The following is a 25,662-nucleotide window of genomic DNA, read 5'->3' on the forward strand; positions in this document are numbered from 1 at the left end:
ACATGGCTGACACAGCAACCCTGATCGGCCGGCCCTCCATCGGCCAGCCGACGCGCCGCGTCGACGGCCCCCTGAAGGTCTCCGGCGGCGCCAGATATGCCGGTGAATACTTCGCCGACGATCTCCTGCACGGGTACGTCGTGTCCGGCTCGATCGCCAAAGGCCGCATCCTGTCCATCGACACCTCCGCCGCCATGGCGATTCCCGGCGTCGTGGAGGTCTTCACCCACGAGAACCGGCCGCGCACGGCGTGGTTCGACAGCAAGTACCAGGACCAGGTCGCCCCGCCCGGCAGCCCCTTCCGGCCGCTCTACGGCGACGGCATCCTCTACAGCGGCCAGCCGATCGCGCTGGTGGTGGCGGAAAGCTTCGAGGCTGCCCGCGACGCGGCGGCGCTGGTGAAGGCCACCTACGCGCCGGAAGAGCACATCACAGATCTCGACGCGGTGAAGGGCCAGTCCTACGTACCGCCCAAGAAGCGCTCGGGCATCGCCCCGCCGCCGGAGCCCCGTGGCGACGCGGAAGCCGCGTTCGCCAAGGCGCCGGTCAAGGTGCACGAAACCTACCGGGTCGCCGTGGAGCATCACAACCCCATGGAGCCCTTCGCCACCACGGTCGTGCGCGACGCCGGGGGCAAGCTGACGATCTACGACAAGACTCAAGGGTCGCAGAACGCACAGGCCTACGTGACCGGCGTTTTCGGCCTGAACCAGAGCGACGTCACGGTCGTCAATGCCTTCGTCGGGGGCGCCTTCGGCATCGGCCTGCGCCCGCAGCACCAGCTTTTCCTCGCCGTCATGGCGGCGCAGGCGCTGGAGCGTTCCGTACGCGTGGTGCTGACGCGCGACCAGATGTTCACGCTCAGCTATCGCCCCGAAACGATCCAGACGCTGTCGCTGGGCTCCGCGCCCGGTGGCAAGCTCGACGCCATCATGCACCACGCTGTGGCCGGCACCTCGCATTTCGAGGACTACCAGGAGGTGGTGGTGAACTGGGCGGGGCTTCTCTACGGCTGCGACAACGTCAAGCTCAGCTACGAACTGGCGAAGATCGACACCTACACGCCGTCCGACATGCGCGCGCCCGGCGCAACGCTGGGCGTGTTCGCGCTGGAATCGGCCATGGACGAACTGGCCTATGCCGCAGGCGTCGATCCGCTGCAGCTGCGGCTGACGAACTATGCCGACTTCGACCAGAACGAGGACAAGAAGTTCACCAGCAAGGCATTGATCTCCTGCTACGAGCAGGGCGCGGAACGCTTCGGCTGGTCGAAGCGCAGCGCCGAGCCGCGCTCCATGCGCGACGGCCACGAGCTTGTCGGCTGGGGCATGGCGACCGGAGTCTGGGAAGCCAAGATCAACAAGACGGCGGCGCGCGCCAGCCTGACGGAAACCGGCCATCTGGAGGTTTCCAGCGCCACCTCCGATATCGGCACCGGCACCTACACGGTGATGGCGCTGACCGGCGCTGACGCCTTCGGCCTGCCGATCGAGCATGTGACGGCTAGGCTCGGCGACAGCTCCCTGCCGACCGCGCCCGTCGAGGGCGGCTCATGGGCCGCGGCTTCCACCTCGTCCGCCGTCGTCGATGCCTGCGACAAGCTCAAGCAGGCGCTCTTCAAGCAGGCACAGTCCATGCCGGACAGCCCCTTCGGCAACGTTGATTTCGACGGCGTGGCCTTCCGCGACGGTCGCATGATGCTGGCCGCGGATGAGGGATCGAGCGTGAAGCTGGGCGAGATCGTTCGGTCAGCCCGCCAGCACCGGATGGAGGCGGAGGGCAGCGCCGCTCCGGATTCCGCCACCCAGAAGGAATATGTCAGCTACACCCATTCCGCGATCTTCGTCGAGGTGAAGGTCGACGAGGAACTCGGCGTCGTTCGCGTCACGCGGATCGTCAATGCGGTCGCGGCGGGCAAGATCCTGAACCCCAAGGCGGCGCGCAGCCAGATCCTCGGCGGCGTGGTGATGGCAATGGGCGCGGCGCTGGAGGAGGAAACCTTCGCCGATCACAATCTCGGTCGCTTCATGAACCACAATTTCGCGGAGTACCACGTGCCGGTGAATGCCGACGTGCAGGACATCGACGTGATCTTCGTGGAAGAGCCGGACGACAAGACCAGCCCGATCGGCGCCAAGGGCATCGGCGAGATCGGCATCGTCGGCACCACCGCGGCGATCGCCAACGCGGTCTACCACGCAACCGGCAAGCGCATCCGGGACCTGCCGATCACGATCGACAAGATCCTCGCCTGAAGCGAGGCTCGCCAAAGGACGGCGCTCCGGGAACCGGGGCGCCTTTTTCGTTTCCCGAAGCGCGCGACAGGGCGGCCAGAAATGCTAAAAGCGGCGTCCACGCCGACGGAGGAAACGTCCTTGCAGCAAGAAAACGGACAGGCACCGAAGCCTTGGAGAAACCGCCCCTATCATCGCCTGTGGCTGACGGGCCAGGCCCGCACGCTCTTCGACACCTTTCAGTTCGCCTCGGTCAATCCGCTCGGCGGCTTCTACGAGCTCGACGATGACGGCCAGCCGATCAAGGACGAGAACGGCTCCGGCACGCGTAATCTCCACGCCACCAGCCGCCTGATCTTCTCCTTCTGCGTCGCCAAGGCGCTCGGCCATCCCGGCGCGGATGAGGTGATCGACCATGGCATGGATTATCTGTGGTCCGGTCACCGCGACCCGGAGAACGGCGGTTACTTCTGGGGCGTCGGCGACGATGGGCCCGTCGATCCTTCCAAGCAGGCCTATGGCCATGCCTTCGTGCTGCTGGCGGCGGCCAGCGCCAAGCGGGTCGGCCATCCCGATGCCGACCGGCTTCTGGCCGATATCGTGCCGCTCCTGAAGGAGCGCTTCTGGGAAGAGCGCCACGGCGCCGTCGCCGAGGAATTCACCGCCAACTGGCAGCCGCTCGGCGCCCCCTATCGCGGCCAGAATTCAAACATGCACCTCACCGAGGCGCTGATGGCGGGCTATGAGGCGACCGGCGACGAGACGCTGCTCCGCATGGCGGAATCGATCGCCGACCTGCTGATCCGCCGCATCACCGGCGCGAACGACTGGCGCCTGCCGGAGCATTTCAACGAGAACTGGGAACTCGACCTCGCCTACAAGGGCTCGGAGATGTTCCGCCCCGCCGGCTCGACGCCCGGCCACTGGCTGGAATGGAGCCGGCTCCTGGCACAGCTCTGGGTCGCGGGGTCGCGCCGCCACGACTGGATGATGGAGGCGGCCTCCACCCTCTTCCACAATGCCGTTCGCGACGGCTGGGACCCGGAATACGGCGGCTTCTTCTACACCGTCGGTTTCGACGGACGTCCGCTCAACACGGAGAAGATGTGGTGGCCGGCCTGCGAAGGCATCGGCGCCGCGGCTTTCCTGCACGATCTGACGGGCGACGCCTTCTTCGAGGACTGGTACCAGCGCATCTGGAACTTCACGACGGCGCATGTGCTGGAGCGGCCGAACGGGCGCTGGATCCCGCAGATCGACCGGGAGCTGGAGGTGAATACGAGCCTTTTCTCCGGCCAGCCCGATATCTATCACTCGCTGCAGGCCTGCCTGATCCCGCTCTTCCCGGCGAAGGGCAGCCTGCTCGATTGTGCGCTGGCGGAGGCGAACGCGGGCTGAAGCCACGGACCGGGTCGCGCACGTTGCGGCCCGGTCCCGGCAGCATTCGACAGCATACGGAGGAGCGACGGGAAAAGTTTTGCTCCACGGCGTCACGTTTAATTGCGGCGCAGGGAATAGTTTCGTCCGTCAGGATCTCTATTTCCACCCTGAGATCATCCCGGAGCCGCTCCCGTGCCCGCCTATCGCTATCCCACCGTTCCCGCGTCAGAGATCACGCCGAAGGAACTCTTCCTCAGCCGGCGGCAGATTCTGGGCGGCGCTGTCGCGCTGGGCGCGACCGGACTTGCCGGCCCGGCGCTCGCGGCTCCTCTTTCCGCCAAGCCGAGCGCCTTCAAGGTGGACGAGAAGCAGACCTCGCTGAAGGACATCACGACCTACAACAATTTCTACGAGTTCGGCACGGACAAGGGCGATCCCGCCGCCTATGCCGGCTCGCTGACGACCCGACCCTGGACGGTGAAGGTGGACGGGCTCGTCAACAAGCCCGGCGAATTCGGCATCGACGACCTCCTGTCCTCCATGCCGCTGGAGGAGCGCGTCTATCGCATGCGCTGCGTGGAAGCGTGGTCGATGGTGATCCCGTGGATCGGCTTCCCGCTCGCCGAACTCCTCAACAAGGTCGAGCCGAACGGCAGCGCCAAATACGTCGCGTTCGAGACGCTGCAGCGGCCGAGCGAGATGCCGGGGCAGAAGGGTTTCCTGCCCGTGCTCGACTGGCCCTATGTGGAGGGCCTGCGGCTGGACGAGGCCATGCATCCGCTCGCGATCCTCGCCGTCGGCCTCTATGGCGAGACGCTGCCCAACCAGAACGGAGCTCCGATCCGGCTGGTCGTACCGTGGAAATACGGCTTCAAGGGCATTAAGTCGATCGTCCGCATCAGCCTGGTCGACAAGCAGCCGCCGACGTCATGGAACAGGCAGGCCGCCAACGAATACGGCTTCTACGCCAACGTGAATCCCGAGGTCGACCATCCGCGCTGGAGCCAGGCGACAGAGCGCCGCATCGGCGAAAGCAGCTTCTTCGGCGCCGGCCGGCACAAGACGCTGCCCTTCAATGGCTACGGCGACCAGGTGGCGAGCCTCTATTCCGGCATGGACCTCCGGGTGAACTACTGATGGCCTCGCCTGCCCGTCCGACCGCTCCCCCGGCCGCCGCCCCGGCCACCCCCATACGTCGTTCGGGCCCGCGTCCCGGCCGGCGGCAGGCGTGGCAGGTCTGGGCGCTCTACGTCGTGGGCTTCGTGCCGGCGGTCTGGACCTTCTATCTCGGCGCGACGGACCAGCTCGGGGCCGACCCGGTCAAGAGCTTCGAGCATTCGCTCGGCCTCTGGGCGCTGCGCTTCCTGATCCTGACGCTCTGCGTCACGCCACTCCGCGAGATCACGGGCATGAGCCTGATCCGCTACCGCCGCGCGCTCGGGCTTCTCGCGTTCTATTACGCCGCGATGCATCTTTCGACTTACCTGATCCTCGATCAGGGATTGGATATCGCGGCTGTCGTCGCCGACGTGCTCAAGCGGCTCTTCATCACCATCGGCATGGCGGCGTTCGTCATGCTGATCCCGCTGGCGGTGACCTCGAACGGTTATTTCATCCGCCGCCTCGGACGAAACTGGGGTCGCCTGCACAAGCTGATCTATCTCGCCGCCGCCGCCGGGGCCGTGCACTTCGTGATGTCGGTGAAGTCCTGGCCGACGGAACCGCTGGTCTATGCCGGGATCGTCGCGGTGCTTCTGACATATCGGCTGCTCAGGCCGCTCTGGCGGCCGAAGCGGCGTGGCTCTGCAAGGCAGCGGAGCGCCGGAACGCCCCTCGCCGGCCAGCCGCGCCAGGTCTGAAACGCCGCAGCCGGTCCCGTCAGGCGGGGACCGGCTCCTTGCGCCGGAAGCCTTCGCTCGCCGCCATCAGTTCGCGCGTATAGGGCTTCGTCACCTCGCCCGCCACCAGCTGCCGGCTGGTGAGGGTCTCCACCTCCCGGCCCGACTGCATGACGATCAACCGCTCGCAGAGATGGGTGATCACCGCGAGGTCGTGGCTGACGAGGATCGAGCTCAGCCGGCGATGCTGGCGGATCTCCTCCAGGAGGTTCAGGATCTCCGCCTGCACGGAAGCATCGAGCGCCGATGTCGGCTCGTCCAGAAGCAGCAGTTCCGGCTCGGTGATCAGCGCCCGGGCGATTGCCACGCGCTGGCGCTGCCCACCGGAAAGCTGGTGCGGATAGCGGAAACGGAAGCCGCTGCCGAGGCCCACTTCATCGAGCGCCTGACGGATCCGCCGTTCGCCATCGGCGATGCGGTGGATCGCCAGCGGCTCGGAGAGGATCTGGTCCACCGTCTGGCGTGGATGCAGCGATCCGTAGGGGTCTTGGAAGACCATCTGCACATGCCGGTAGAAAGCCTTTTCCCGGCGCTTGCCGAGCGGCTTGCCTTCGAACCGGACCGCGCCGGAGCTGATCGGCGCGAGCCCGGCGATGGCGCGCAGGATGGTCGACTTGCCCGAGCCGGACTCGCCGACGAGACCGAGCGACTCGCCGGGCCGGACCTCGAAGCTAACGCCGTCCACCGCGCGGAAGGGGCCGAAATCGACGCCCAGCGCATCGGCGATGAGGACCGGCGCCCCCGTCCCGCTCTTCCCGTGAAGGTCGCTCATACCGCCCACTCCGCCTGGCGCTGCAGCGTCGGCAGCGGGTGCCGATCGTTGTGCAGGCGCGGCACGCAATCGAGCAGGCCGCGCGTATAGGGGTGCTTGGCCTCCGAGAGGCGGCTCGCCTCGATCTCTTCCACGACGCGGCCGGCATACATGACCAGAACCCGGTCGCAGAAGGACGAGACAAGGCGAAGGTCGTGGGAGATGAAGATCAGCCCCATGCCGCGCTCGGCGACGAGCTGGTCCAGGATCGCCAGCACCTCGATCTGCACCACCACGTCGAGCGCCGAGGTGGGTTCGTCCGCGATCAGCAGGTCCGGCCCGGCGATCAGCATCATCGCGATCATCGCGCGCTGGCCCATGCCGCCGGAGACCTCGTGCGGGTAAAGCCCGAAGACGCGCTCGGGATCGTTGATGCGGACGCGTTCCAGCATTTCCAGCGCGCGACGGCGGGCGTCGCTGCCGGATACGCGGACATGCGAGCGCAGCGCCTCCACGATCTGCTGGCCGATGGTCATCAGCGGGTTCAGCGAAAAGCGCGGGTCCTGCAGCACCATGCCGATGCCGCCGCCGCGGATCTGCCGGCGCTGCCGCGGGCTCGCCGTCAGGAGATCGGTTCCCTTGTAGGCGAGCCGCTCGGCGGTGATGCGGCCGGTCGGCGGGGTCAGGCCGATGATCGCGCGGCCCGTCTGCGACTTGCCGGAGCCGGATTCGCCCACGATCCCCAGCCGCTCACGGCCAAGGGTGAAGTTCACGCCGCGCACGACCTCGGTGCGGCCATCCCGCGTGGGATAGCTGACGCGGAGGTCGCGCACTTCCAGAAGCGGCGCGGTATCGGATTTCATGTTCGTCATCCGCGCGTATCCAACGCATCGCGCAGGCCGTCGCCAAGCAGGTTGAAGGCGAGGCTGACGATAAAGATCGCAGCGCCCGGCGCCGCCGCCACCCACCATTGGTCCAGCACGAAACGGCGGCCGTCGGCGATCATCGCGCCCCATTCCGGCGAGGGCGGCTGCGCGCCGAGGCCGAGGAAGCCGAGGCCGGCGGCGGTCAGAATGATGCCGGCCATGTCGAGCGTGACGCGGATGATCAGCGACGACAGGCAGAGCGGCACGACGTGGCGCAGCACGATGCGCACCGGCGACGCGCCCATCAGCTGCACGGCGGCGATGAAGTCGGAGTTGCGGATCGCCAGCGTTTCGGCACGGGCGATGCGGGCATAAGGCGGCCAGGAGGTGATGGCGATGGCAAGCACCGCATTCTCGATGCCGGGGCCGAGCGCCGCCACGAAGGCCAGCGCCAGTACGAGCTTCGGGAACGAGAGAAAGATGTCGGTGATGCGCATCAGCGTCGCATCGACCCAGCCGCCGGCATAGCCCGCCACCGTGCCCATCAGGAGGCCCACCGGCGCGGCGATGATCGCCACGAGGAAGACGATCATCAGCGTCAGACGCGAGCCGAAGACGATGCGCGAGAAGATATCGCGGCCCTGGTCGTCGGTGCCGAAGACATGCGCGGCCGAGGGCGGCAGCAGGCGCGCGGTGCGCAGATCGCCTCCCACGACGGGGGAATCCGGCGCGATGAGACCGGCGAAGACGGCGACGAGCAGCAGCAGGACGAGGATCGCCAGCCCGACCAGCGCCAGCCGGTTGGAAGCAAAGCGCGTCCATGAGGCATAGGCCCTTCCTAGCCGGGCCTGCCGTCGCGAGGCCGGGCGTTCCGTCAAGAGCCATTCCCGCCAGCCCGGAGCCGGCGGATTATATGCTTCCGGCATCATCGCGCGCGGGTCCGCGGATCGAGGATGGAATAAAGCAGGTCAGACAAGAGGTTAAGGGCGATGAACATGGATCCGACCACGATCGTGCCGCCGAGAACGGCGTTCAGATCGGCATTCTGAAGGGAGTTGGTGATGTAGAGGCCGAGACCCGGCCAGGAAAAGATCGTCTCGGTCAGCACCGAGCCTTCCAGCAGGCCGGCAAGAGACAGCGCGATCACCGTGACGAGCGGCACCAGAGCGTTTCGGAGCGCATGGCGCCAGATGATGCGGAATTCGCCGACGCCCTTGGCCCGGGCGGCCACGACATATTCGCGCGACAACTCGGTCAGCATGAAGGAGCGCGTCATGCGGCTGATATAGGCCATGGAGAAATAGCCGAGCAGCGCCGCCGGCAGGATCAGATGGCGGAGCACGTCGACAAAGGCGTCCCACTGGCCCTGCAGCGCCGTGTCGAGCAGCATGAAGCCGGTCTGCCGCTCCACCGTGAATTCATAGGCGATGTCGATGCGCCCCGGTCCGGGCACCCAGCCGAGCCGCGCATAGAAGAGCACGAGCCCCATCAGGCCCAGCCAGAAGATCGGCACGGAATAGCCGACAAGGCCAACGACGCGGACGAGTTGATCCACGAGGCTGCCGCGCCGAACGGCGGCGATGATGCCGAGGGGCACGCCGATGCCGGTGCCGAGCAGCGTGCCGGCGAGCGCCAGTTCCAGCGTTGCGGGGGTCGCGCTTTTCAGATCCTGGATGACCGGATTGGAGGTCAGCACCGAGGTGCCGAAATCGCCCTTCACCGCCTTGGCGACATACATGACAAACTGCTCGTAGAGCGGCTTGTCGAGCCCCAGTTCCTGACGCGTGCGCTCCACGACGTTGGCCGGAGCGCGGTCCCCCACGATCGCCAGCACAGGATCGATCGGCACCACGCGGCCGATGAAGAAGGTGACCGCGAGAAGCCCCGCATAGGTCAGTACGATACTGATCAGGAGGCGGGAAGCCGCCTTGCCGAAACCCTTGAGGCGGGCGCCGGAGCGTCCGCCTGCATTTGCCGTGAGGCTCATGCCGTCAGCCCTTGGTGGCTTTGTAGGCGTAGTTGGTATCGAAGGACGGACCGAGGCGGAAATTGCCAACGTCCTTGCGAAGCGACGCAACCTCGATCTGCTGGTAGATGATCACGAAAGGCCCGTCGGCCAGCAGCTTGCGCTGCATGTCCTGATAGAGGGCAATGCGCTTCTGCGTGTCGCGCTCCAGGACGGCGGCCTGCACCTCGTCGTTCATCGCCTTGTCCTGCCAGGCGTTGCGCCATGCCGGGGACTTCTCGGTGGAATTGTCGGAGTTGTCGGGGTTCCAGATCAGACCGCTCGCATTGGAATGCGGGTCCTGGTAGTCGGCGCCCCACGGGCCGATATAAAGGTCGTGGTTACGGGCGCGATACTTGGTCAGCGTCTGCTTGCCGTCGCCGGGGATGATTTCCATCTTGATGCCGGCCTTGGCGAAGCTCTGCTGCACAGCCTGCGCGATGCCCGTCACCGGCTCGGTGTTGCGCACGTCCATGGTGACGGAGAAGCCGTCCTTGTAGCCGGCCTTGGCAAGCAGCTCCTTGGCCTTCGCAACGTCGAGGTGATAGGGCTTGTCGTCGATCGCACCGAGGAAGCCGTCCGGCTGTGACGTCTGGTGGATCTCGCCGATGCCCTTCAAAAGGGTGGCGCCGATCGCGTCATAGTCCACCAGATATTTCATCGCTTCGCGCACTTCCGGCTTGGCGAGGATGGGGTTCTTCTGGTTCAGGCTGAAATAATACAGGGTGCCCTTGGGCGCGCTGACGGTCTTGATATCCGGGTTCTTCGCCATTGCGTCGAGCTCGACGGGGCCGAGATTGCGCGCCACGTCCACGTCGCCCTTTTCCAGCAGCAGGCGCTGCGTTGCGGCTTCCTTGACGTGGCGATAGATCACGCGGGCGAGCTTTGATTTCTCGCCATTGTAATTGTCGTTGCGCTCCAGCACGACGATCTCGTTGGCGCGCCATTCGCGGATCTTCATGGGGCCCGAGCCGGCATAATGGGTCTTCAGCCAGCCATTGCCCATGTCGCCGTTGGCTTCATGCTGCTGAAGCAGCTTCTCGTCGACGATCATGGAGACCGTCGCGGTCAGGCAGTTCAATACGAAGGTCGGCGCATAGGGCTTGTCGACTTCGAAGGTGAGCGTCAGGTCGTCCACCTTCTTCACCTTATCCTTCACGTTGTCCTTGGTCAGGCCGAACTGGCCAAGGATGAAGGCTGTCGGCTTGTCGAGCAGGACGGCGCGCTGCAAGGAATAGACCGCGTCCTCAGCGGTCAACGGGTCGCCCGAGGCGAATTTCAGACCGGGCTTCATCTTGAAGGTGTAGGTCTTGCCGTCCTCGGAAATCGTCCAGCTCTGCGCGGCGTCGCCGTAGATCTTGGCGGGGTCGTCGATGTCGAAGCGGACCAGCGTCTGGTACGAATTGCCCAGGATCTCGCCGGTGCTGAGCTCGTAGGACTCGCCCGGATCCAAAGTGATGATGTCGTCGAAGGCAAAGGCCTCGACCAGGGTGTCCTTGGGCGTCGCGGCCAGCGTGGGCAGGCTGACGCCCCCCAGCATGATGGTCAATGCGCAGAAGGCGGCGCGCGCGACCGGCGCCGTTGAAAGCAGCTTCATCGTGTTCCCCTCAAGATCTCGGCCCGGAATGTGCCTCAACCGTGATCAGTGGAACATTCTGCACGAAAAGCAGGCGTTGACCAGCGGCCCCACTGGACGGATCGGCCAAGTCGGAGGTCCGAACCGTCTCCGTCCCTGTTTCAACAGGAGGCCGTCGGGATTTTTCGGTCGGCAGGAACCGTCCGCTCGCGCTAGAGGGACGCAACGTCGCGTCGAAGCGGGCCACCAGCCCTTCCCCAGCCTCAAGGGATACCTCCATGACTGCCAAGATCGATCCCTTCCACGCCATCGGCCTCAGCCGGCTCGCCCATCAGATGAAGGCGGAGGGGCGCTCGATCATCCACATGGAGTTCGGCCAGCCCTCTACCGGCGCCCCGGCAAAGGCCATCGAGGCGGCGCACCGCGTGCTCGACACGGACGGCATGGGGTACTGGGAAAGCATGCCGCTGAAGGAGCGCATCGCCCGGCACTACGCCGAGAGCTACGGCGTGAGCCTGGACCCCGAACAGATCCTGCTGACCTGCGGCTCCTCACCCGCTTTCGTGCTGGCGCTGAACGCGGCCTTCGCTCCCGGCGCACGCGTGGCCGTCGCCCGGCCCGGCTACGTCGCCTATCGCAACACCTTGAAGGCGCTGCAGCTGCAGCCGGTCGAGGTCGCCTGCGGCGAGGCCGAGCGCTATCAGATCACTGCCGCCGCCATTGCCGCGATGGATCCCCCGCCCGAGGGGCTGATCATCGCCAGCCCCGCCAACCCGACCGGCACGATCATCGAGCCGGCGGAAATGCAGGCCATCGCGAAGATCTGCCGCGAGCGGGACATCCGCATCGTTTCCGACGAGATCTACCACGGGCTCAGCTATGTCGGGCCGACCCGCTCGATCCTGCAGGACGAGCCGGAAGCGCTGGTGATCAACAGCTTCTCCAAATATTTCAGCATGGCCGGCTGGCGGCTGGGCTGGCTGGTCGTGCCGCCGGAGCTGATCGCGCCCGCCCGCGCGCGCATTGGCAACCTTTTCCTCACCCCGCCCTCGCTCAGCCAGCACGCCGGCCTCGTCGCCTTGGATTGCGTCGACGAACTGGAAGGCCATGTCGAGACCTACCGGCACAACCGCGACCTCCTGCTCCAGCGCTTGCCGGAACTCGGCCTGACCCGCATCGCGCCGCCGGACGGGGCGTTCTACATCTACGCCGATATCGGCCATCTGACGGACGACAGTCTCGCCTTCTGCACCCAGCTCCTGCGCGACACCGGGGTCGCGACCGCCCCGGGCATCGACTTCGATCCCGTGGACGGCCACCGCTTCATGCGCTTCAGCTTCGCCGTCTCCACCGACCGGGTGGAAGAAGCGCTGGCCCGCATGGCGCCCTGGTTCGCGGCGCGCCGGCAGACGGGCTGAACGGCTGCCTTCGGGCTGCCGCCCGAATGCCACACGGCAAGGAATAAGCCGCGGGGTCTTGTTTCAATCGGCAGCGCGTGCGGAATGAGTCTAGGACACGATCGTCTTCGATCGAGCATCTTTCCGGGAGGGCCGGGGTGCAGGAACGGTATTAAGCGCAGGCCGGTAAGCCGGTCGGCCCGTCTCGCTATCAGAATTAGAACGACTCTTCGCCCGCGGCGATATCGGGCGGGAGACGCTGATCTGGCTTGAAGGGTGGCCGGACTGGCAGGCCTATGGCGAGGCCATGGAAACCCGGTCACGGCCGCGCAGCACGATGGCACGACGCCGGCACGCGGGGTGCCCAATACGCGGGGCGCCCCCTGATTGCGGCAGGGCGCGCGCTATTTCGACATCCACCTGATCACCATCCCTCTCATGTTCCTGTTCGGCCTTCTTGTTGTGAAGGGCTGGCTTCCCAGGCCAACGGAACAGGGAGGCTACGACAGGCTCCTGCCCTTCTTGGTGGTAGCTCTGGCGTCTCTCGTGAACGCCGTCACCCTCGCGCTCTTCGGCAACTCGCTGGGCAAGAAGATCCTCGGGCTACGTGCAGTCGCGGCGGATGGAAGGACCCGCCTCAGGCTTTTCAACAGCTGAAGCAAGAATGACGGTCCTCGTCAACGAAACCGCCTATGGCATCCCCGTTGTCGGGCAGATCCGGGCCTATCGCGCTTTTCGAGAGGCGCGTGCGGGACGCACCGGTTCCTTATGATCGCGGCATGGCTACAGTGATCGCCCGACCGATCGGACGAACGCGGAGATTCATCGGTGTCCTGCTACCGATCCTGTTGCTGCTCGGCACCTTCGCGCTGTTCGATCGGGTCGGACAGCTGCAACTGGAACAGAGTGCAGCAGCCAAAGAAAAGTACTGGACGAACCCGATCTCCGGGAAGGCTGCCTGGTTGCCGCAGGGCTGGACTCTCTCGATCAGGACAGTGGAGGGGGCGAAAGATCCAGTCTTCAGCTTCGCCGCCCTGGACGGATCCAGCGTCGTGAGGCTGGCCGCCGACAGTGATGTCACCGGTCAGGAAGAGATTACCGTTTACGCCCGACAACAGCGGATAGCACTCAGCACCATTCTTCAACTCGACGGCGACTGGGCGCCCTTCAAGGTGGGGAACGTGGAGTTCGTCGAGGCCAACGGCTTTTTCCTGAAGCGGGGGCCTGGTCAGCTATTTCCTGAAGAAAACCGGGTCCCGCTTCTGGCACGTCATGCTCTTTTCCAAGCCAACGGACCCACCACCCAGCCCAGCCCAGTTGCAACTCGTGCAGGCGTTGTCCCAGACCATCCGCTAGCAGGAAGGCCCGCTCGGCGTCGGGGTCACACCTTCTTCAGCGCGTCCAGATCCACCCGGCCCTCACCGCTGGTGAAGGTCAGCGAGCTGGAGCCGGATTGCTGCTGCGAGACGCCTGAAATGCCGTGGTCGCCGCTGTCATAGGTGGCGATCTCCCCGCCCTTGCGGATCAGCAGGCGATGGGCGGCGGCGAAAAAGGCATATTGGACGTCGTTCTGCCCGCCGCTCGTCGATGGCTCGCCCAGATCCCGCGGCCACCAGGGCTCGCTGCCCTTCATCGGCTTCATCGGCTCCATGGGGCGCATGCCTTCCATGGGTTTCATCGGCTTCATCGGTTCCATCGCGTGGCTTCCCTGCGTTTTCTCCAGAGAGAACGCGCGGACGCGGCACTTGTTCGGACGGGGCAACGCCGCATTGCCGCAGCGAGACCTGTTTATCTCGGCCGAGTTCCGCGTGTAGAACAGCGGGAAGTGCAAGGAGCATCCCCATGAAGACACGCGCCGCTGTCGCCTTCGAGGCGAAGAAGCCCCTCGAGATCGTGGAACTGGACCTGGAAGGTCCCAAGGCCGGCGAAGTGCTGGTGGAAATCATGGCGACGGGCATCTGCCACACCGACGCCTACACGCTGGACGGCTTCGACAGCGAGGGTCTCTTCCCGTCGATCCTCGGCCATGAGGGCGCCGGCATCGTGCGGGAGGTGGGCGCCGGCGTCACGGGCGTCGCGCCGGGCGACCACGTCATCCCGCTCTACACGCCGGAATGCCGCCAGTGTAAGTCCTGCCTCAGCGGCAAGACCAACCTCTGCACCGCCATCCGCGCCACGCAGGGCAAGGGCCTGATGCCTGATGGCACGACCCGCTTTTCCTACAAGGGCCAGCCGATCTACCATTACATGGGCTGCTCGACCTTCTCCAACTTCACGGTCCTGCCGGAGATCGCGGTCGCGAAGATCCGCGAGGACGCGCCGTTCCAGTCCTCCTGCTATATCGGCTGCGGCGTCACGACCGGCGTCGGCGCCGTGGTCAACACGGCCAAGGTGGAGCCCGGTTCCAACTGCATCGTCTTCGGCCTCGGCGGCATCGGCCTCAACGTCCTCCAGGGCCTGAAGATGGTCGGCGCGGACAAGATCGTCGGCGTCGACCTCAACGACAGCAAGGAGGAATGGGGTCGCCAGTTCGGCATGACGCATTTCGTCAACCCGTCGAAGGTCGAGGGAGACCTCGTGCAGCACCTCGTGGCGCTCACCGATGGCGGCGCGGACTACACCTTCGACTGCACCGGCAACGTCAACGTGATGCGCACCGCGCTGGAAGCCTGCCATCGAGGCTGGGGCCAGTCGATCATCATCGGCGTGGCGGAAGCGGGCAAGGAAATCTCCACCCGCCCGTTCCAGCTCGTCACCGGACGCGTCTGGAAGGGCTCGGCCTTCGGCGGCGCCAAGGGCCGGACGGACGTGCCGAAGATCGTCGACTGGTACATGAGCGGCAAGATCGCCATCGACCCGATGATCACCCACGTCCTGAAACTGGACGACATCAACAAGGGCTTCGACCTCATGCATTCCGGCGAGAGCATCCGCTCCGTCGTCGTTTACTGACCGAGCGAGAACCGGGCGGCCGGGCGCAGGCGGGCGAACGCGGCGGGGCGATCCATCCCGCCGCGTTCGACCTTAACGAAGTTTAACGTTTACCCGGCCGGCCGGCGGCCTAGATCGTCTCCGACACGTCGCGTGAAGGAGCTGCCATGCGTCCCATCCGAACTCTCTGCCTCGCCGGGCTTTGCCTTTCCCCGCTTCTGGCCGGAGCCGCCTCGGCCGCCACGATCGTCGACGAATGGAAGAGCGTCGCCGTGCCGCCTCCGCCGGTGCTGCAATCCGTCAAGGCGGATCCCGCGACCACGGCTCTCGTCATCCTCGACATGGTGCAACAGCGCTGCAACGAACGCCCGCGCTGCGTGGATTCCGTGAAGCCCGTCTCCGAGCTCCTGGCGAAGGCGAGGGCGGCGCATGTGCCGGTGATCTATACGCTCGTGCCCGGCGCCAAGCCGGCCGACGTGGTGAAAGAGCTGGCGCCGGAGAAGGGCGATCCGGTCGTCACCGCCAGCGCCGACAAGTTCCTGAAGACCGATCTTGAGAAGATCCTGAAGGACAAGGGCATCAAGACGATCGTCACGGTGGGGACGGCGGCGGAAGGTGCGGTCCTCGCCACCTCCTCGGAGGCTGCGATGCGCGGGTTCGAGGTGGTCGTGCCAGTGGACGGCGCCTCCTCGGCGACCCCCTACGGCGAGCAATATACCGCCTGGCACCTGGCGAACGCGCCGGGGCCGAAGGGACACGTGACGCTGACCCGAACTGACATGGTCGCGTTCTGATCGTCGCATATCGGCATCTGCAGACAGCCCATCCCGTTGCCGTTGCATTCGAGCGGCGGTTCTGTGAAGGCTGGCTTACGAAACAAGGACCAGTCCATGACCTCGGCGAAACTCGATACGATCCCGCTCACACGCATCGACGGAAGCGAGACCTCGCTCGCGGATTACGCGGGCAAGGTGCTGCTGGTCGTCAACACCGCCTCCAAGTGCGGGCTGACGCCGCAATACGAGGCGCTGGAAGCGCTCTACCGCGAGAAGCACGGCGCGGGGCTGGAAGTGCTCGGCTTTCCCGCCAACAACTTCAAGGGACAGGAGCCGGGCACCGACGAGGAGATCGCCAGCTTCTGCTCGATGAACTACGATGTCAGCTTCCCGCTGTTCTCCAAGGTCAGCGTCAAGGGCGAGGACATGCATCCGCTGTACCGCGCGTTGACGGAGGCTGCGCCGGAGGCCGCCGGCCCGGGCACGATGCGCGCCCGGCTGGAGGAACGCGGGCTCGTCGACGGCGGCCCCTCTGACGTTCTCTGGAATTTCGAGAAGTTCCTGATCGGCCGCGATGGCGCGGTGGTCGGCCGGTTCGCCCCCGACGTGACGCCGGATGCGCCGGAGCTGCGGGAATCGATCGACCGCGCGCTTTCCGCAACCGGCTGAGCCCGGCCAGCCCACTGGAGCAGCCATGCCTCTCACGCTGACGCGCCGTGGCTTTGCCGTTTTCGCCGGCTCGGCCCTGGCGGGCGGAGTGCTCGGCCGCTCCGGCCTCGCTCGTGCCGCGCAAAGGGATGCTCTTGCCGCGAGCTTCGCCTCTATCGAGAAGCGGCTCCAGGCCCGGCTCGGCGTTGCGATACTGGATACGGAGACCCGCCGCGCGTGGAAGCACCGCGCGGCGGAGCGCTTTCCGCTCTGCAGCACCTTCAAGCTGCTCGCCGCCGGGGCGGTGCTCGCCAAGGTCGATGCCGGTGATGAGGATCCCGCCCGTCGCATCCGCTTCGGGAAAGCGGATGTCGTGACCTATTCGCCGGTTACCCAGCATCACGTCGGCGACGGCATGACGCTGGCCGAGATCAGCGCGGCCGCGCTGACGCAGAGCGACAATACGGCCGGCAACCTCATTCTCGACAGCATCGGCGGCCCGGAGGCCGTCACCCGCTTCGCCCGCTCGCTCGGCGACGAGGTCACCCGGCTGGATCGCCGCGAGACGGCGCTGAACGAAGCCACCCCCGGCGATCCCCGCGACACGACGAGCCCCGAAGCCATGGTGGCCGATCTGGGTGCCTTGCTGCTCGGCCCAACCCTGAGCGGGCGCTCGCGCGAACAGCTGGCGGCATGGATGGTGGCCAATGAGACCGGCGGCGCGAAGCTCCGCGCGGGCCTGCCCAAGGATTGGCGCGTCGGAGACAAGACCGGCGGCGGCGACCACGGCGCCATGGCCGACGTCGCGATAGCCTGGCCGCCGAACCGCAAACCGGTCATCGCGGCCGTCTACATCACGGAAACGGAAGCCTCCTTCGACGACCGTAATGCGGCCATCGCCGAGATCGGCCGCGCGCTCGCCTCAGCCCTCGCCGGCTGAGCCGCGTCCGAACTTTCGCGCCAGCGCGTCGGCGGCATTGGCGAGCAGGCCCATGTCGATACCGACAGCGGTGAAGACGGTACCGAGTTCGATGCAGTGCTGGGCAAAGGCGGGGTCGCCGGTCAGGATGCCCGCCGGCTTGCCGCAGGCGCGGATGCGGCGGATGGCTTCGCCGACAGCGGCGCGCACGTCAGGATGCCCGAGATTGCCGTTGTGGCCCATGCTGGCGGCGAGATCGGCCGGACCGATAAAGATGCCGTCCACGCCCTCCACGGCGGCGATCGCCTCGATCTGGTCCACGGCCTGCAGGCTTTCCACCTGGACCAGCAGGCAGATCTCCTGCCGCGCGCGGGCGAAATAGTCCGGCAGGCGGCCGTAGCGAGTCGCGCGCGTCAGCGATGAGACGTCACGGATTCCCGCCGGCGGATAGGCCACCGCCTCGGCGGCGGCCCGTGCCTCCGCCGCGTTCTGGACATAGGGGATCAGCAATGTCTGGACGCCGAAATCGAGATAGCGCTTGATCAGCACGGGGTCGTTGCCGACGGGCCGCACCACCGGCGCGACGGGATAGCCGGAAAGCGCCTGCAGCATCGGCAGTACGCTCAGGACATCGGCCGGCGAATGCTCGGTATCCAGCAACAACCAGTCGAAGCCGGAACCCGCCACCACTTCCACCGAGGTGGAGGTCGAAAGCGTGCACCAGCAGCCGATCTGCTGCCGGCCCGCGAGGATCGCGCGCTTGAAGGTGTTGGGTGCAAGTTCCATGGTGGTCCCCCGCCGCGTCGCGGAGAGCGCCCGCGATAAAGCGATCCTTTCCTAGAGCCGAGCCAAGTTCAACCCGCCGGCGCTGTCGTCGCCTCGCCGCCCAGCACGAAAGCGCCCCGGCGCCGCTGCACGGCGCGCACGATGTGGGCATGCACTTCCGCCACCCGGCGCGTCTCGTGCGTATCGGGGTGGGACAGGAGCCAGTAGGTCCGGCTGAAGCGGAGATCCGGCAGCACGCGCGTGAGCTCCGGCGACTGGCGGGCGATGTAGTCGTGCAGGATGCCGACGCCGCGCCCGGCGCGGATCGCCTCCGTCTGGCCGGTCACGCTGCCGCACTCGAAGCGCCGCTGCATCAGCCGCCCCAGCGCCGCCGCGTAATCCAGCGCGGGGCTGTAGGCGATATCCTCCACATGGGTGACGAAGAGCCTCCCCGCGAGATCGGCTTCCGTCCCGATCGGGCCGGTGCGGGCGAGGTAATCGCGGGAGGCATAGACCCCCAGCGTGTAGTCCGTCAGCTTCTTGACGATCAGCCGGCCCTGCGCCGGGCGATCCAGCGTCACGGCGATATCGGCCTCGCGCCGCGACAGCGAGAAGGTACGCGGCAGCGGCACCAGCTGGATGACGAGATCGGGGTGACGTTCGGCGAGTTCACCCAGCGTTTCCGCCAGCACGTAATTGCCCAAGCCGTCGGGGGCGCCGACGCGCACGATGCCGGAAAGCGCCTCGTTGACGCCGGAAAGCGCCGAGGATGCCTTGAGGAACTCCGATTCCGCCTTTTCCGCCGCGACCAGCAGGATCTCGCCGGCCGGCGTCAGCGTGCAGCCGGTGGTCTGACGATCGACGAGCCGCGCGTTCAGCTCCGCTTCCAGCGCGGTGAGCTGCCGGCTGACCGTCGCATGGTTGAGGCCGAGACGCCGCGCCGCGCCCAGGATCTGACCCGTCCGCGCCACCGCCAGAAAGATCCGCGCCCGTTCCCAGTCCATCGACGCCCCTTCGTTTTCCGCACATCGGAACCGCAATCAATGGCGTTGCTGTGCGCAGATAAAGGGAGGCATATCAAGCGGACAAAGAAATGCGGGAGAACGCCATGCATGCCATCGGTCATTTCATCAACGGGCAGCATGTGCCGGGAAAGAGCGGGCGCACCGCCGACGTCTTCAACCCGGCGACCGGCGAAGTGCAGGCGCAGGTGGCGCTCGCGTCCGCCGACGAATTGCAGGCCGCCGTCGATGCCGCCGCGAAGGCTCAGCCGGCATGGGCCGCGACCAACCCGCAGCGCCGCGCCCGCGTCTTCATGCGCTACGTGGAACTCCTGAACCGCCATATGGACGAACTGGCCGAGATGCTGTCGCGCGAGCACGGCAAGACGGTCGAGGATTCCAAGGGCGACATCCTGCGCGGGCTGGAAGTGGCGGAGTTCGCCATCGGCATCCCCCACCTCCAGAAAGGTGAGTTCACCGAGGGCGCCGGCCCCGGCATCGACATGCATTCCATCCGCCAGCCGGTCGGGATCGGCGCGGGCATCACGCCGTTCAACTTCCCGGCCATGATCCCGATGTGGATGTTCGCCCCGGCGATCGCCTGCGGCAACGCCTTCATCCTGAAGCCGTCCGAGCGTGATCCATCCGTGCCCATCCGGCTTGCCGAACTGATGATCGAGGCGGGCCTGCCGGCCGGCATCCTCAACGTCGTCAACGGCGACAAGGAGACGGTGGATCGCATCCTCGCCCATCCGGCGATCGGCGGCATCTCGTTCGTCGGCTCCACGCCCATCGCGGCCTACGTCTATGCGACCGCCGCCGCGCACGGAAAGCGCGTCCACGCTTTCGGGGGTGCCAAGAACCACGCCATCATCATGCCCGACGCGGACATGGAAAAGGCGGCGGACGCGCTGATCGGCGCGGGCTACGGCTCGGCCGGCGAGCGCTGCATGGCGATCTCCGTCGCCGTACCAGTGGGCGCGGAAACGGCCGACCGTCTGGTCGAGGCACTGGTGCCGCGCGTGGAACGGCTGCGGGTCGGCCCCTACACCGACGAGAACGCCGATTACGGTCCGGTGGTCACCCGCGCCGCGCAGGAGAAGATCCTGTCGCTGGTCGATCGCGGCGTGCAGGAAGGCGCCAAGCTCGTCGTCGACGGTCGCGGCTTCACACTGCAGGGCTACGAAGAGGGCTTCTATGTCGGCCCCTGCCTCTTCGACCATGTCGGCGCGGACATGGACATCTACCGCACGGAAATCTTCGGGCCGGTGCTCTCGGTCGTTCGCAGCGACAGCTACGAACAGGCTCTGAAGCTGGCCAACGACCACGAATACGGGAACGGCGTGGCGATCTTCACGCAGGACGGCGATGCGGCCCGCGACTTCGCCTCCCGCGTCCAGGTCGGGATGATCGGCATCAACGTGCCGATCCCGACGCCGCTGGCCTACCATTCCTTCGGCGGCTGGAAGCGTTCCGTCTTCGGCGACCTCAACCACCACGGCCCGGACTCGGTGAAGTTCTGGACCCGCACCAAGACCATCACCTCGCGCTGGCCCTCCGGCATCAAGGACGGCGCGGAATTCTCCATGCCGGTCATGCGTTGAGGTGATGCGCCGAGATTATGCGTCGAGTGGAAAGAACGCGCTGAACGGCTGAACCAGAGCCTCTCACCGGGATAAATCGGCGGGAGGCTTGCTCCTCTGCGGTCAGGTCGCTTGCGGCCGCGGTTCCGGCGCGGTGCCGGTCTCCAGCCGCGCATCGGCGCCGGGCACGAGGGACACGGGCTCGGCCTCCGTCACGATGACGTTCCACGAGAGCGGCTTCAGCTTCACCCGCAAGCGCTCCCCTTCCACCGAAACGTCGCGGTTTTGTTGCGGCACCACATTGTTCGGCGCGGCCTTGGTGTTGGTCGCCTTCAGGTTGGCGTTGTGGAGTTCGCATGCTTCCACCAGCCGGCGCCCGGTGCCGAGGCCGCGAAGCTCGACCTCCAGATCCAGCGATTCCGAGACGCTGCGGTTCAGCGCGAAGACGGTGTTGCGGCCGGTCGTGGGGTCGTCGACCACGGCGGCCACCAGAAGCGGCGCCTCCGGCACGGTCTTGGTGGAGAAGTTGGGCGTGCGAACCTCCGTCCGCATCACCCGGCCATGGCCGTAACGGGAAGAGAGCGCGAAGGGGTGGAAGATCGTCTGCCGCCACGCCGGACCGCCGGTTTCCGTCATGATCGGGCCGATGACGTTGACGAGCTGCGCGATGCAAGCGGTCTTCACGCGGTCGGCATTGTTGATCAACGTGATCAGCGCGCCGCCGACGACCAGCGCGTCCTCCACATTGTAGATCTCTTCCAGGAGTGCCGGCGCTTCGGGCCAGCCGGGCTTGCGCATGTGCTCGATCGTGTGGGCCTTGTACCAGACGTTCCACTCGTCGAAACTCAGCATGATGCGCTTGCTGGCCCGCTTCTTGGCCCCGACGGCGTCGCAGATCGCCACGACTTCCTTGATGAAGGAATCCATCTGGTCGATGACGCCGAAATAGTCTTCGATGTCGTCGGCCTTGTTGGCGAAATAGGTGTGCAGCGAAATGAAGTCGACCTGCTCGTAGCAATGGTCGAGCACCTCGTATTCCCATGAGCCGTAGGTCGGCATCTGCCGGTGCGAGGAGCCGCAGGCCGACAGCGTCAGCGTCGGGTCGAGCCAGCGCATGACCTTCGCCGTTTCCAGCGCCACGCGGCCATATTCCTCCGCCGTCTTCTGGCAAATCTGCCACGGCCCGTCCATCTCGTTGCCGAGGCACCAGAACTTGACGTCGTGCGGTTCGTCGTAGCCGTGCGACTTGCGCATCTCGGCGAAGTGGCTGCCGCCGGGATGGTTGCAATATTCGAGGAACTCGCGCGCTTCGTCGGCGCCGCGCGTGCCGAGATTCACGCCCAGCATCGGCTCGATTTCGGTCTTGCGGCACCAGTCCATGAATTCGTTGGTGCCGAACTGGTTCGTCTCGGTGGAGAACCAGGCAAGGTCGAGCTTCTTGGGACGGTTTTCCGCCGGGCCGACCGCGTCCTCCCAGTTGTAGCCCGACATGAAGTTGCCGCCGGGATAGCGGACGATGGTGGCGCCCAGTTCCTTCGTCAGCTCCATCACGTCGCCGCGAAAGCCGTTCTCGTCGGCGGTCGGATGGCCGGGCTCGTAGATGCCGCCATAAACGCAGCGGCCGAGATGCTCGACGAAGGTGCCGAAGACGCGGCGGTCGAGGTCGGCCAGAACGAAGTCGCGATCGACGATGATTTGGGCGCGGGCCATTTGTGGGGGTCCTGTCTGTATCGATGCTGGGAGGATGTTCGGGATCGCGGAGGTTTCCGGCCTATCCCTTGATGCCGGCGGAAAGCATGATCGCGTCGGTCACGCGCCGCTGGAACACGAGATAGGCGACCGCCACGGGCGAGGCGGCGATCACCGCGCCGGCGAGATTGCGTGCATATTGCACGCCGAAATTCTCGTGGATCTGGGTGATGCCGACCGTGACGGTCATGCTGGCGTTGGAGTTCGTCACCAGGAACGGCCAGAGGAAATTGTTCCAGGCGGCGATGAAGGTGATGATCGCGAGCGCGGTGGTGACGCCCCAGTTCATCGGCACATAGAGCCGGCCGAAGATCTGGAACTCGTTGGCCCCGTCGAGAAGCGCCGATTCCCGGTATTCCCGCGGGATGGAATCGAAGAACTGCTTGTAGACGATCACCGCGACCGGGACGATCAGCTGCGGCAGGATCACACCGAGCCACGTATTGATCAGCCCGAAATCGTTCATCAGCACGAAGTGGGTGATGATCAGCGCCTGGATCGGCACCATGAAGCTCACGAGGATCATGCCGTAGATCAGCCGGCGTCCGGGAAAGCGGAGCTGCGACAGCGCGTAGGCACAGCCGGCGCTCATGATCAGCACGAGGATCGTAATCGCCGCCGAGGTCACCGTGGAGTTCAGGTACCAGCGCAGGATCGGCGTGTTCTCGAAGACGTAGACATAGGCGTCCAGCGTCCAGTGCCGCGGGATCAGCCGGATCGTCGGCTCGACGACCTCGTATTCCGGCTTCAGCGAGGTGATCACCGACCAGTAGAGCGGGAAGAACCACAGGATCGCGGCGATGATGGTGACGAGGGTGATGAGCGCACCCCCGAGGTTCAGACGGTTTCTCATTCGGATCGCGTGCGCAGGACTTGGTATTGCAGCACCGAGAGCGCCGCGATGGTGACGAAGAGGGCGACCGCGATCGTCGAGCCGTAGCCGCCGTGATTGGTCTGGAAGGCCTGCTTGTAGATGTACTGCACCACGACCTGCGTGGAGTTGAACGGGCCGCCGACCGTCATCAGGTAGATCTGGTCGAAGATCTTGAGCTGCAGGATCAGCTGGATCGTCAGCACCAGGGCGGTGACCGGCCAGATCAGCGGCCAGGTGATGAACCGGAAGCGTGTCCACCCGCCGGCGCCGTCAAGCTCGGCCGCGTCATAGACGTCCTGCGAGATGTTCCGCAGCCCCGCGATGAAGAGCAGCACGTTGAAGCCGTTGGTCCACCAGATCGTGATGAAGGCGACCGAAGGCATGGCCCAGACCGGATCCTGCCACACGGAAATGGAATGGCCGAAAAGAAGCCGGAACGCCGGCTGCGCGATGCCGAACTGGGAATCCAGAACCCATTCCCAGATGCGGAAGACGACGGTGACGGGCAGCACGTAGGGCAGGAAGAACGCCGCGAGCACGAGGCTCTGCAGCCAGCCCTTCAGCCGCCCGACGAGGATCGCGATCACGAGCCCGAGCAGCGTCGTCGGAATGACGGTGAGAACCACGAAATAGATCGTGTGGACCACGGAGCCCTTGAACAGGCTGTCGCGGAAAAGGCGGGAATAATTGGCCCAGCCCACCCACTTGCCCTCGCCGACCAGCGGCGCGTTGGTGAAGCTCAGCTCGAGCATCTTCAAGCTGGGATAGATGAAGAGGACGAGATAGGCGATCACGAACGGACCGACGAGGACCAGAGCTGGCAGGATCTGACGGCGTTTGAACATGGTTCCGCTCGCAGCGTGGCTTCCGGGGAGCAGGGCGCAACCGGCCGACGAGGCGGCCGGTCGCGGTGGCTTCGGTCTACTGCAGGTCGTTCTGGAGTTCGTCGCGCATCTGCTCGACGGCGCTGGCCGCATCCATCTGCCCGTTGATGGCGGGCTCGAGGAAGTTGGTGGCCGTGTCGTAGGCGGGCGAAGCGACGCCCGTGATGCCGGATTTCGGGTCGAACACCGCCGTCTCCGCCAGCGAAGCGTAGTCGGAATTCGGCTTCATGTTCTTGAAGTCGGCCGATTCCGTCACCGCCTTAAAGGCCGGGATGTGGCCGGCATTGGCCCACATGATGCTGTGATGGTTCATCCAGGAGATGATCGTCATCACGGCCTTCATCTTTTCCGCCGAGACCTCGTTGCCCTTGCGGTTCGGCACCGCGAAGGAATGCGAATCGGCCCAGGTCGCGGCATGGTCGAAGATGACCGGGATCTGCATCACGCCCCAGTCGAAGCCGAGCTTCTTCTGCTTGGCGAGATCGACCATGGTCGGCACTTCCCACACACCGTTGATGTGCATGGCGGCCTTGCCGGAGGTGAAGAGCGCGATCGACGAATTGTAGCTCACATTGGCGGGCGACCAGCCCTGTTTCACCCAGTTCGCCATCGTCTCGACGGACTTTTGCGCCTTTTCCAGATTGTCGCCGTCCAGCACCTTGTTGTCGGTCATGAAGGTGCCGCCCTGCTGCGCCAGCAGGGTGTAGAAGATGCGCCACGCCGAGGATCCGTCCGGCGCCCCGTCATGGATGGAGAGCCCGTACGTGCCGTTTCCGGTCGTCAGCTTCTTCACCGCCGCGTTGAAATTATCGAGCCCGTTCAGGCCCTTGGGCTTGCCGTCGTCGCCGAGTAGCCCCGCCTTCTTCAACAGGTCCTTGTTGTAGTAGAGCACGATGGAGTGGATATCGAGCGGCACGCCATAGAGCTTGCCGTCGACATGGGCGGCATCCCAGTCAGATGCGAAGTAGTCGCTCTGGCCGAGGCCGACGCTCTTCAGCTCGTCGTCTGTGAAGGGACGCAGGGTGCCGGTCGAGACGCCCAGCGGCATGCGCGACAGATGGTAGGTCATGATGTCGGGACCCTGCCCCACCGCGGCCGAGGTCTGCACCTTCGTATAGAAGGGCGTTCCCCACTCCAGCGTGGTGGCGTTGATCTCGATGTCGGGATTGTCCTTCTCGAAGGCCTGGATCATGCCTTTCATGCGGACGCCGTCGCCGCCGCTGAGGAAATCCCACCAGACGACCTGCGTCTTCGCCTGCGCGGGCACAGCGAGGCCGACCGTCATCAAAGCCGCGGCCAAGCCGCCGGCCAGACGCTTCCATCCCGTCTTCATTCTCATCCCTCCTTGACGTTTCCTCTGCGGCATCAGCCACATTCGCGCGGGTTCCCCGCGTCGTTCGGCCCCGGATCGTTCCCCTCTCGATG

23 protein-coding genes and 1 pseudogene are annotated in these 25,662 nt (G+C 65.8%); 12 read left to right on the plus strand and 12 right to left on the minus strand.

The annotated features are described in order from the left end of the window. Positions 1-2: 2 nt before the first annotated feature. The 4 genes from BMY25_RS12555 to msrQ all read left to right on the plus strand — a co-directional run bounded on the left by BMY25_RS12555 (position 3) and on the right by msrQ (position 5,473). Complete coding sequence (locus BMY25_RS12555) at positions 3-2,255, plus strand: xanthine dehydrogenase family protein molybdopterin-binding subunit (RefSeq protein ID WP_092497051.1); 2,253 nt, start codon at positions 3-5, stop codon at positions 2,253-2,255. 120 nt (positions 2,256-2,375) lie between these two features. Further along, positions 2,376-3,632, plus strand: a complete 1,257-nt coding sequence (locus tag BMY25_RS12560) for an AGE family epimerase/isomerase (protein WP_238858308.1) — start codon at positions 2,376-2,378, stop codon at positions 3,630-3,632. Between the two features lie 174 nt (positions 3,633-3,806). Further along, positions 3,807-4,751, plus strand: coding sequence for a protein-methionine-sulfoxide reductase catalytic subunit MsrP (gene msrP, locus BMY25_RS12565; protein WP_092497055.1), 945 nt, complete (start codon positions 3,807-3,809; stop codon positions 4,749-4,751). Further along, positions 4,751-5,473, plus strand: a complete 723-nt coding sequence (msrQ, locus tag BMY25_RS12570; protein ID WP_092497057.1) for a protein-methionine-sulfoxide reductase heme-binding subunit MsrQ — start codon at positions 4,751-4,753, stop codon at positions 5,471-5,473. Before msrP ends, msrQ begins: the two co-directional genes overlap by 1 nt. Positions 5,474-5,492: 19 nt before the next feature. Here msrQ and BMY25_RS12575 read toward each other — a convergent pair whose 3' ends face one another. From BMY25_RS12575 to BMY25_RS12595, 5 genes are read right to left on the minus strand one after another with little or no spacing between them, the layout of a single operon-like run. Next, on the minus strand, positions 5,493-6,284 hold the full coding sequence (locus BMY25_RS12575) for an ABC transporter ATP-binding protein (RefSeq protein ID WP_092497287.1): 792 nt from the start codon (positions 6,282-6,284) through the stop codon (positions 5,493-5,495). Further along, positions 6,281-7,135: an ABC transporter ATP-binding protein gene (locus BMY25_RS12580; RefSeq protein ID WP_238858309.1), complete on the minus strand. Its 855-nt coding sequence runs from the start codon at positions 7,133-7,135 to the stop codon at positions 6,281-6,283. The genes BMY25_RS12575 and BMY25_RS12580 overlap by 4 nt, the downstream gene beginning before the upstream one ends. Then, the gene (locus BMY25_RS12585) at positions 7,132-8,055 is read right to left on the minus strand and encodes an ABC transporter permease (RefSeq protein ID WP_092497291.1); all 924 of its coding nucleotides are present in this window, start codon (positions 8,053-8,055) and stop codon (positions 7,132-7,134) included. The genes BMY25_RS12580 and BMY25_RS12585 overlap by 4 nt, the downstream gene beginning before the upstream one ends. After that, complete coding sequence (locus BMY25_RS12590; RefSeq protein ID WP_092497059.1) at positions 8,055-9,116, minus strand: ABC transporter permease; 1,062 nt, start codon at positions 9,114-9,116, stop codon at positions 8,055-8,057. The genes BMY25_RS12585 and BMY25_RS12590 overlap by 1 nt, the downstream gene beginning before the upstream one ends. Before the next feature lie 4 nt (positions 9,117-9,120). Beyond that, positions 9,121-10,731 carry an ABC transporter substrate-binding protein gene (locus BMY25_RS12595; protein WP_092497061.1) on the minus strand — a complete coding sequence of 537 codons (1,611 nt, stop codon included), beginning with the start codon at positions 10,729-10,731 and terminating at the stop codon, positions 9,121-9,123. A 257-nt stretch (positions 10,732-10,988) separates the two neighbouring features. On the opposite strand from BMY25_RS12595, the gene BMY25_RS12600 reads away from it, so the two are divergent. The 3 genes and pseudogenes from BMY25_RS12600 (at position 10,989) to BMY25_RS12610 (ending at position 12,764) form a co-directional block, all read left to right on the plus strand. After that, positions 10,989-12,128, plus strand: a complete 1,140-nt coding sequence (locus tag BMY25_RS12600) for an aminotransferase class I/II-fold pyridoxal phosphate-dependent enzyme (protein ID WP_092497063.1) — start codon at positions 10,989-10,991, stop codon at positions 12,126-12,128. 190 nt (positions 12,129-12,318) lie between these two features. After that, positions 12,319-12,531 (plus strand): annotated as a pseudogene (locus BMY25_RS21460) (GYF domain-containing protein); the annotation flags it as partial. Beyond that, complete coding sequence (locus BMY25_RS12610) at positions 12,495-12,764, plus strand: RDD family protein (protein ID WP_092497065.1); 270 nt, start codon at positions 12,495-12,497, stop codon at positions 12,762-12,764. The pseudogene BMY25_RS21460 and the gene BMY25_RS12610, both read left to right, overlap by 37 nt. Before the next feature lie 724 nt (positions 12,765-13,488). On the opposite strand, the gene BMY25_RS12615 is transcribed toward BMY25_RS12610, so the two are convergent. Next, a complete protein-coding gene (locus tag BMY25_RS12615) occupies positions 13,489-13,803 on the minus strand; it encodes a hypothetical protein (RefSeq protein ID WP_092497067.1) in 315 nt (104 codons plus the stop codon). Positions 13,804-13,949: 146 nt separating this feature from the next. On the opposite strand from BMY25_RS12615, the gene BMY25_RS12620 reads away from it, so the two are divergent. From BMY25_RS12620 to bla, 4 genes are all read left to right on the plus strand, one after another. After that, positions 13,950-15,059, plus strand: coding sequence for an S-(hydroxymethyl)glutathione dehydrogenase/class III alcohol dehydrogenase (locus tag BMY25_RS12620; RefSeq protein ID WP_092497069.1), 1,110 nt, complete (start codon positions 13,950-13,952; stop codon positions 15,057-15,059). Between the two features lie 146 nt (positions 15,060-15,205). Then, a complete protein-coding gene (locus BMY25_RS12625) occupies positions 15,206-15,832 on the plus strand; it encodes a cysteine hydrolase family protein (protein WP_092497071.1) in 627 nt (208 codons plus the stop codon). Between the two features lie 96 nt (positions 15,833-15,928). Beyond that, on the plus strand, positions 15,929-16,483 hold the full coding sequence (locus BMY25_RS12630; protein ID WP_092497073.1) for a glutathione peroxidase: 555 nt from the start codon (positions 15,929-15,931) through the stop codon (positions 16,481-16,483). A gap of 25 nt (positions 16,484-16,508) precedes the next feature. Continuing rightward, positions 16,509-17,402 carry a class A beta-lactamase gene (gene bla, locus BMY25_RS12635; RefSeq protein ID WP_092497075.1) on the plus strand — a complete coding sequence of 298 codons (894 nt, stop codon included), beginning with the start codon at positions 16,509-16,511 and terminating at the stop codon, positions 17,400-17,402. On the opposite strand, the gene BMY25_RS12640 is transcribed toward bla, so the two are convergent. Together BMY25_RS12640 and BMY25_RS12645 are read right to left on the minus strand one after the other, a co-directional pair. Further along, a complete protein-coding gene (locus BMY25_RS12640; RefSeq protein WP_092497077.1) occupies positions 17,385-18,167 on the minus strand; it encodes an aldolase/citrate lyase family protein in 783 nt (260 codons plus the stop codon). The genes bla and BMY25_RS12640 overlap by 18 nt on opposite strands. A gap of 68 nt (positions 18,168-18,235) precedes the next feature. Further along, positions 18,236-19,150 carry a LysR family transcriptional regulator gene (locus BMY25_RS12645; RefSeq protein ID WP_092497079.1) on the minus strand — a complete coding sequence of 305 codons (915 nt, stop codon included), beginning with the start codon at positions 19,148-19,150 and terminating at the stop codon, positions 18,236-18,238. Positions 19,151-19,254: 104 nt separating this feature from the next. Between BMY25_RS12645 and BMY25_RS12650 the strand changes: the two genes are divergently transcribed. Continuing rightward, entirely contained in the window at positions 19,255-20,751 is a 1,497-nt protein-coding gene (locus tag BMY25_RS12650; protein ID WP_092497295.1) for a CoA-acylating methylmalonate-semialdehyde dehydrogenase, read from the plus strand. Positions 20,752-20,853: 102 nt separating this feature from the next. On the opposite strand, the gene arfA is transcribed toward BMY25_RS12650, so the two are convergent. The 4 genes from arfA to BMY25_RS12670 form a co-directional block, all read right to left on the minus strand. After that, positions 20,854-22,440, minus strand: coding sequence for an arabinosylfuranosidase ArfA (gene arfA, locus BMY25_RS12655; protein ID WP_092497081.1), 1,587 nt, complete (start codon positions 22,438-22,440; stop codon positions 20,854-20,856). Positions 22,441-22,501: 61 nt separating this feature from the next. Continuing rightward, a complete protein-coding gene (locus BMY25_RS12660; protein WP_092497083.1) occupies positions 22,502-23,332 on the minus strand; it encodes a carbohydrate ABC transporter permease in 831 nt (276 codons plus the stop codon). Next, positions 23,329-24,198, minus strand: a complete 870-nt coding sequence (locus tag BMY25_RS12665; protein WP_092497085.1) for a carbohydrate ABC transporter permease — start codon at positions 24,196-24,198, stop codon at positions 23,329-23,331. The genes BMY25_RS12660 and BMY25_RS12665 overlap by 4 nt, the downstream gene beginning before the upstream one ends. A gap of 76 nt (positions 24,199-24,274) precedes the next feature. Beyond that, on the minus strand, positions 24,275-25,570 hold the full coding sequence (locus BMY25_RS12670) for an ABC transporter substrate-binding protein (RefSeq protein WP_428976968.1): 1,296 nt from the start codon (positions 25,568-25,570) through the stop codon (positions 24,275-24,277). Between the last annotated feature and the right edge of the window lie 92 nt (positions 25,571-25,662).

The sequence above is a fragment of the Faunimonas pinastri genome, assembly GCF_900110915.1.
GTDB lineage: Bacteria > Pseudomonadota > Alphaproteobacteria > Rhizobiales > Afifellaceae > Faunimonas > Faunimonas pinastri.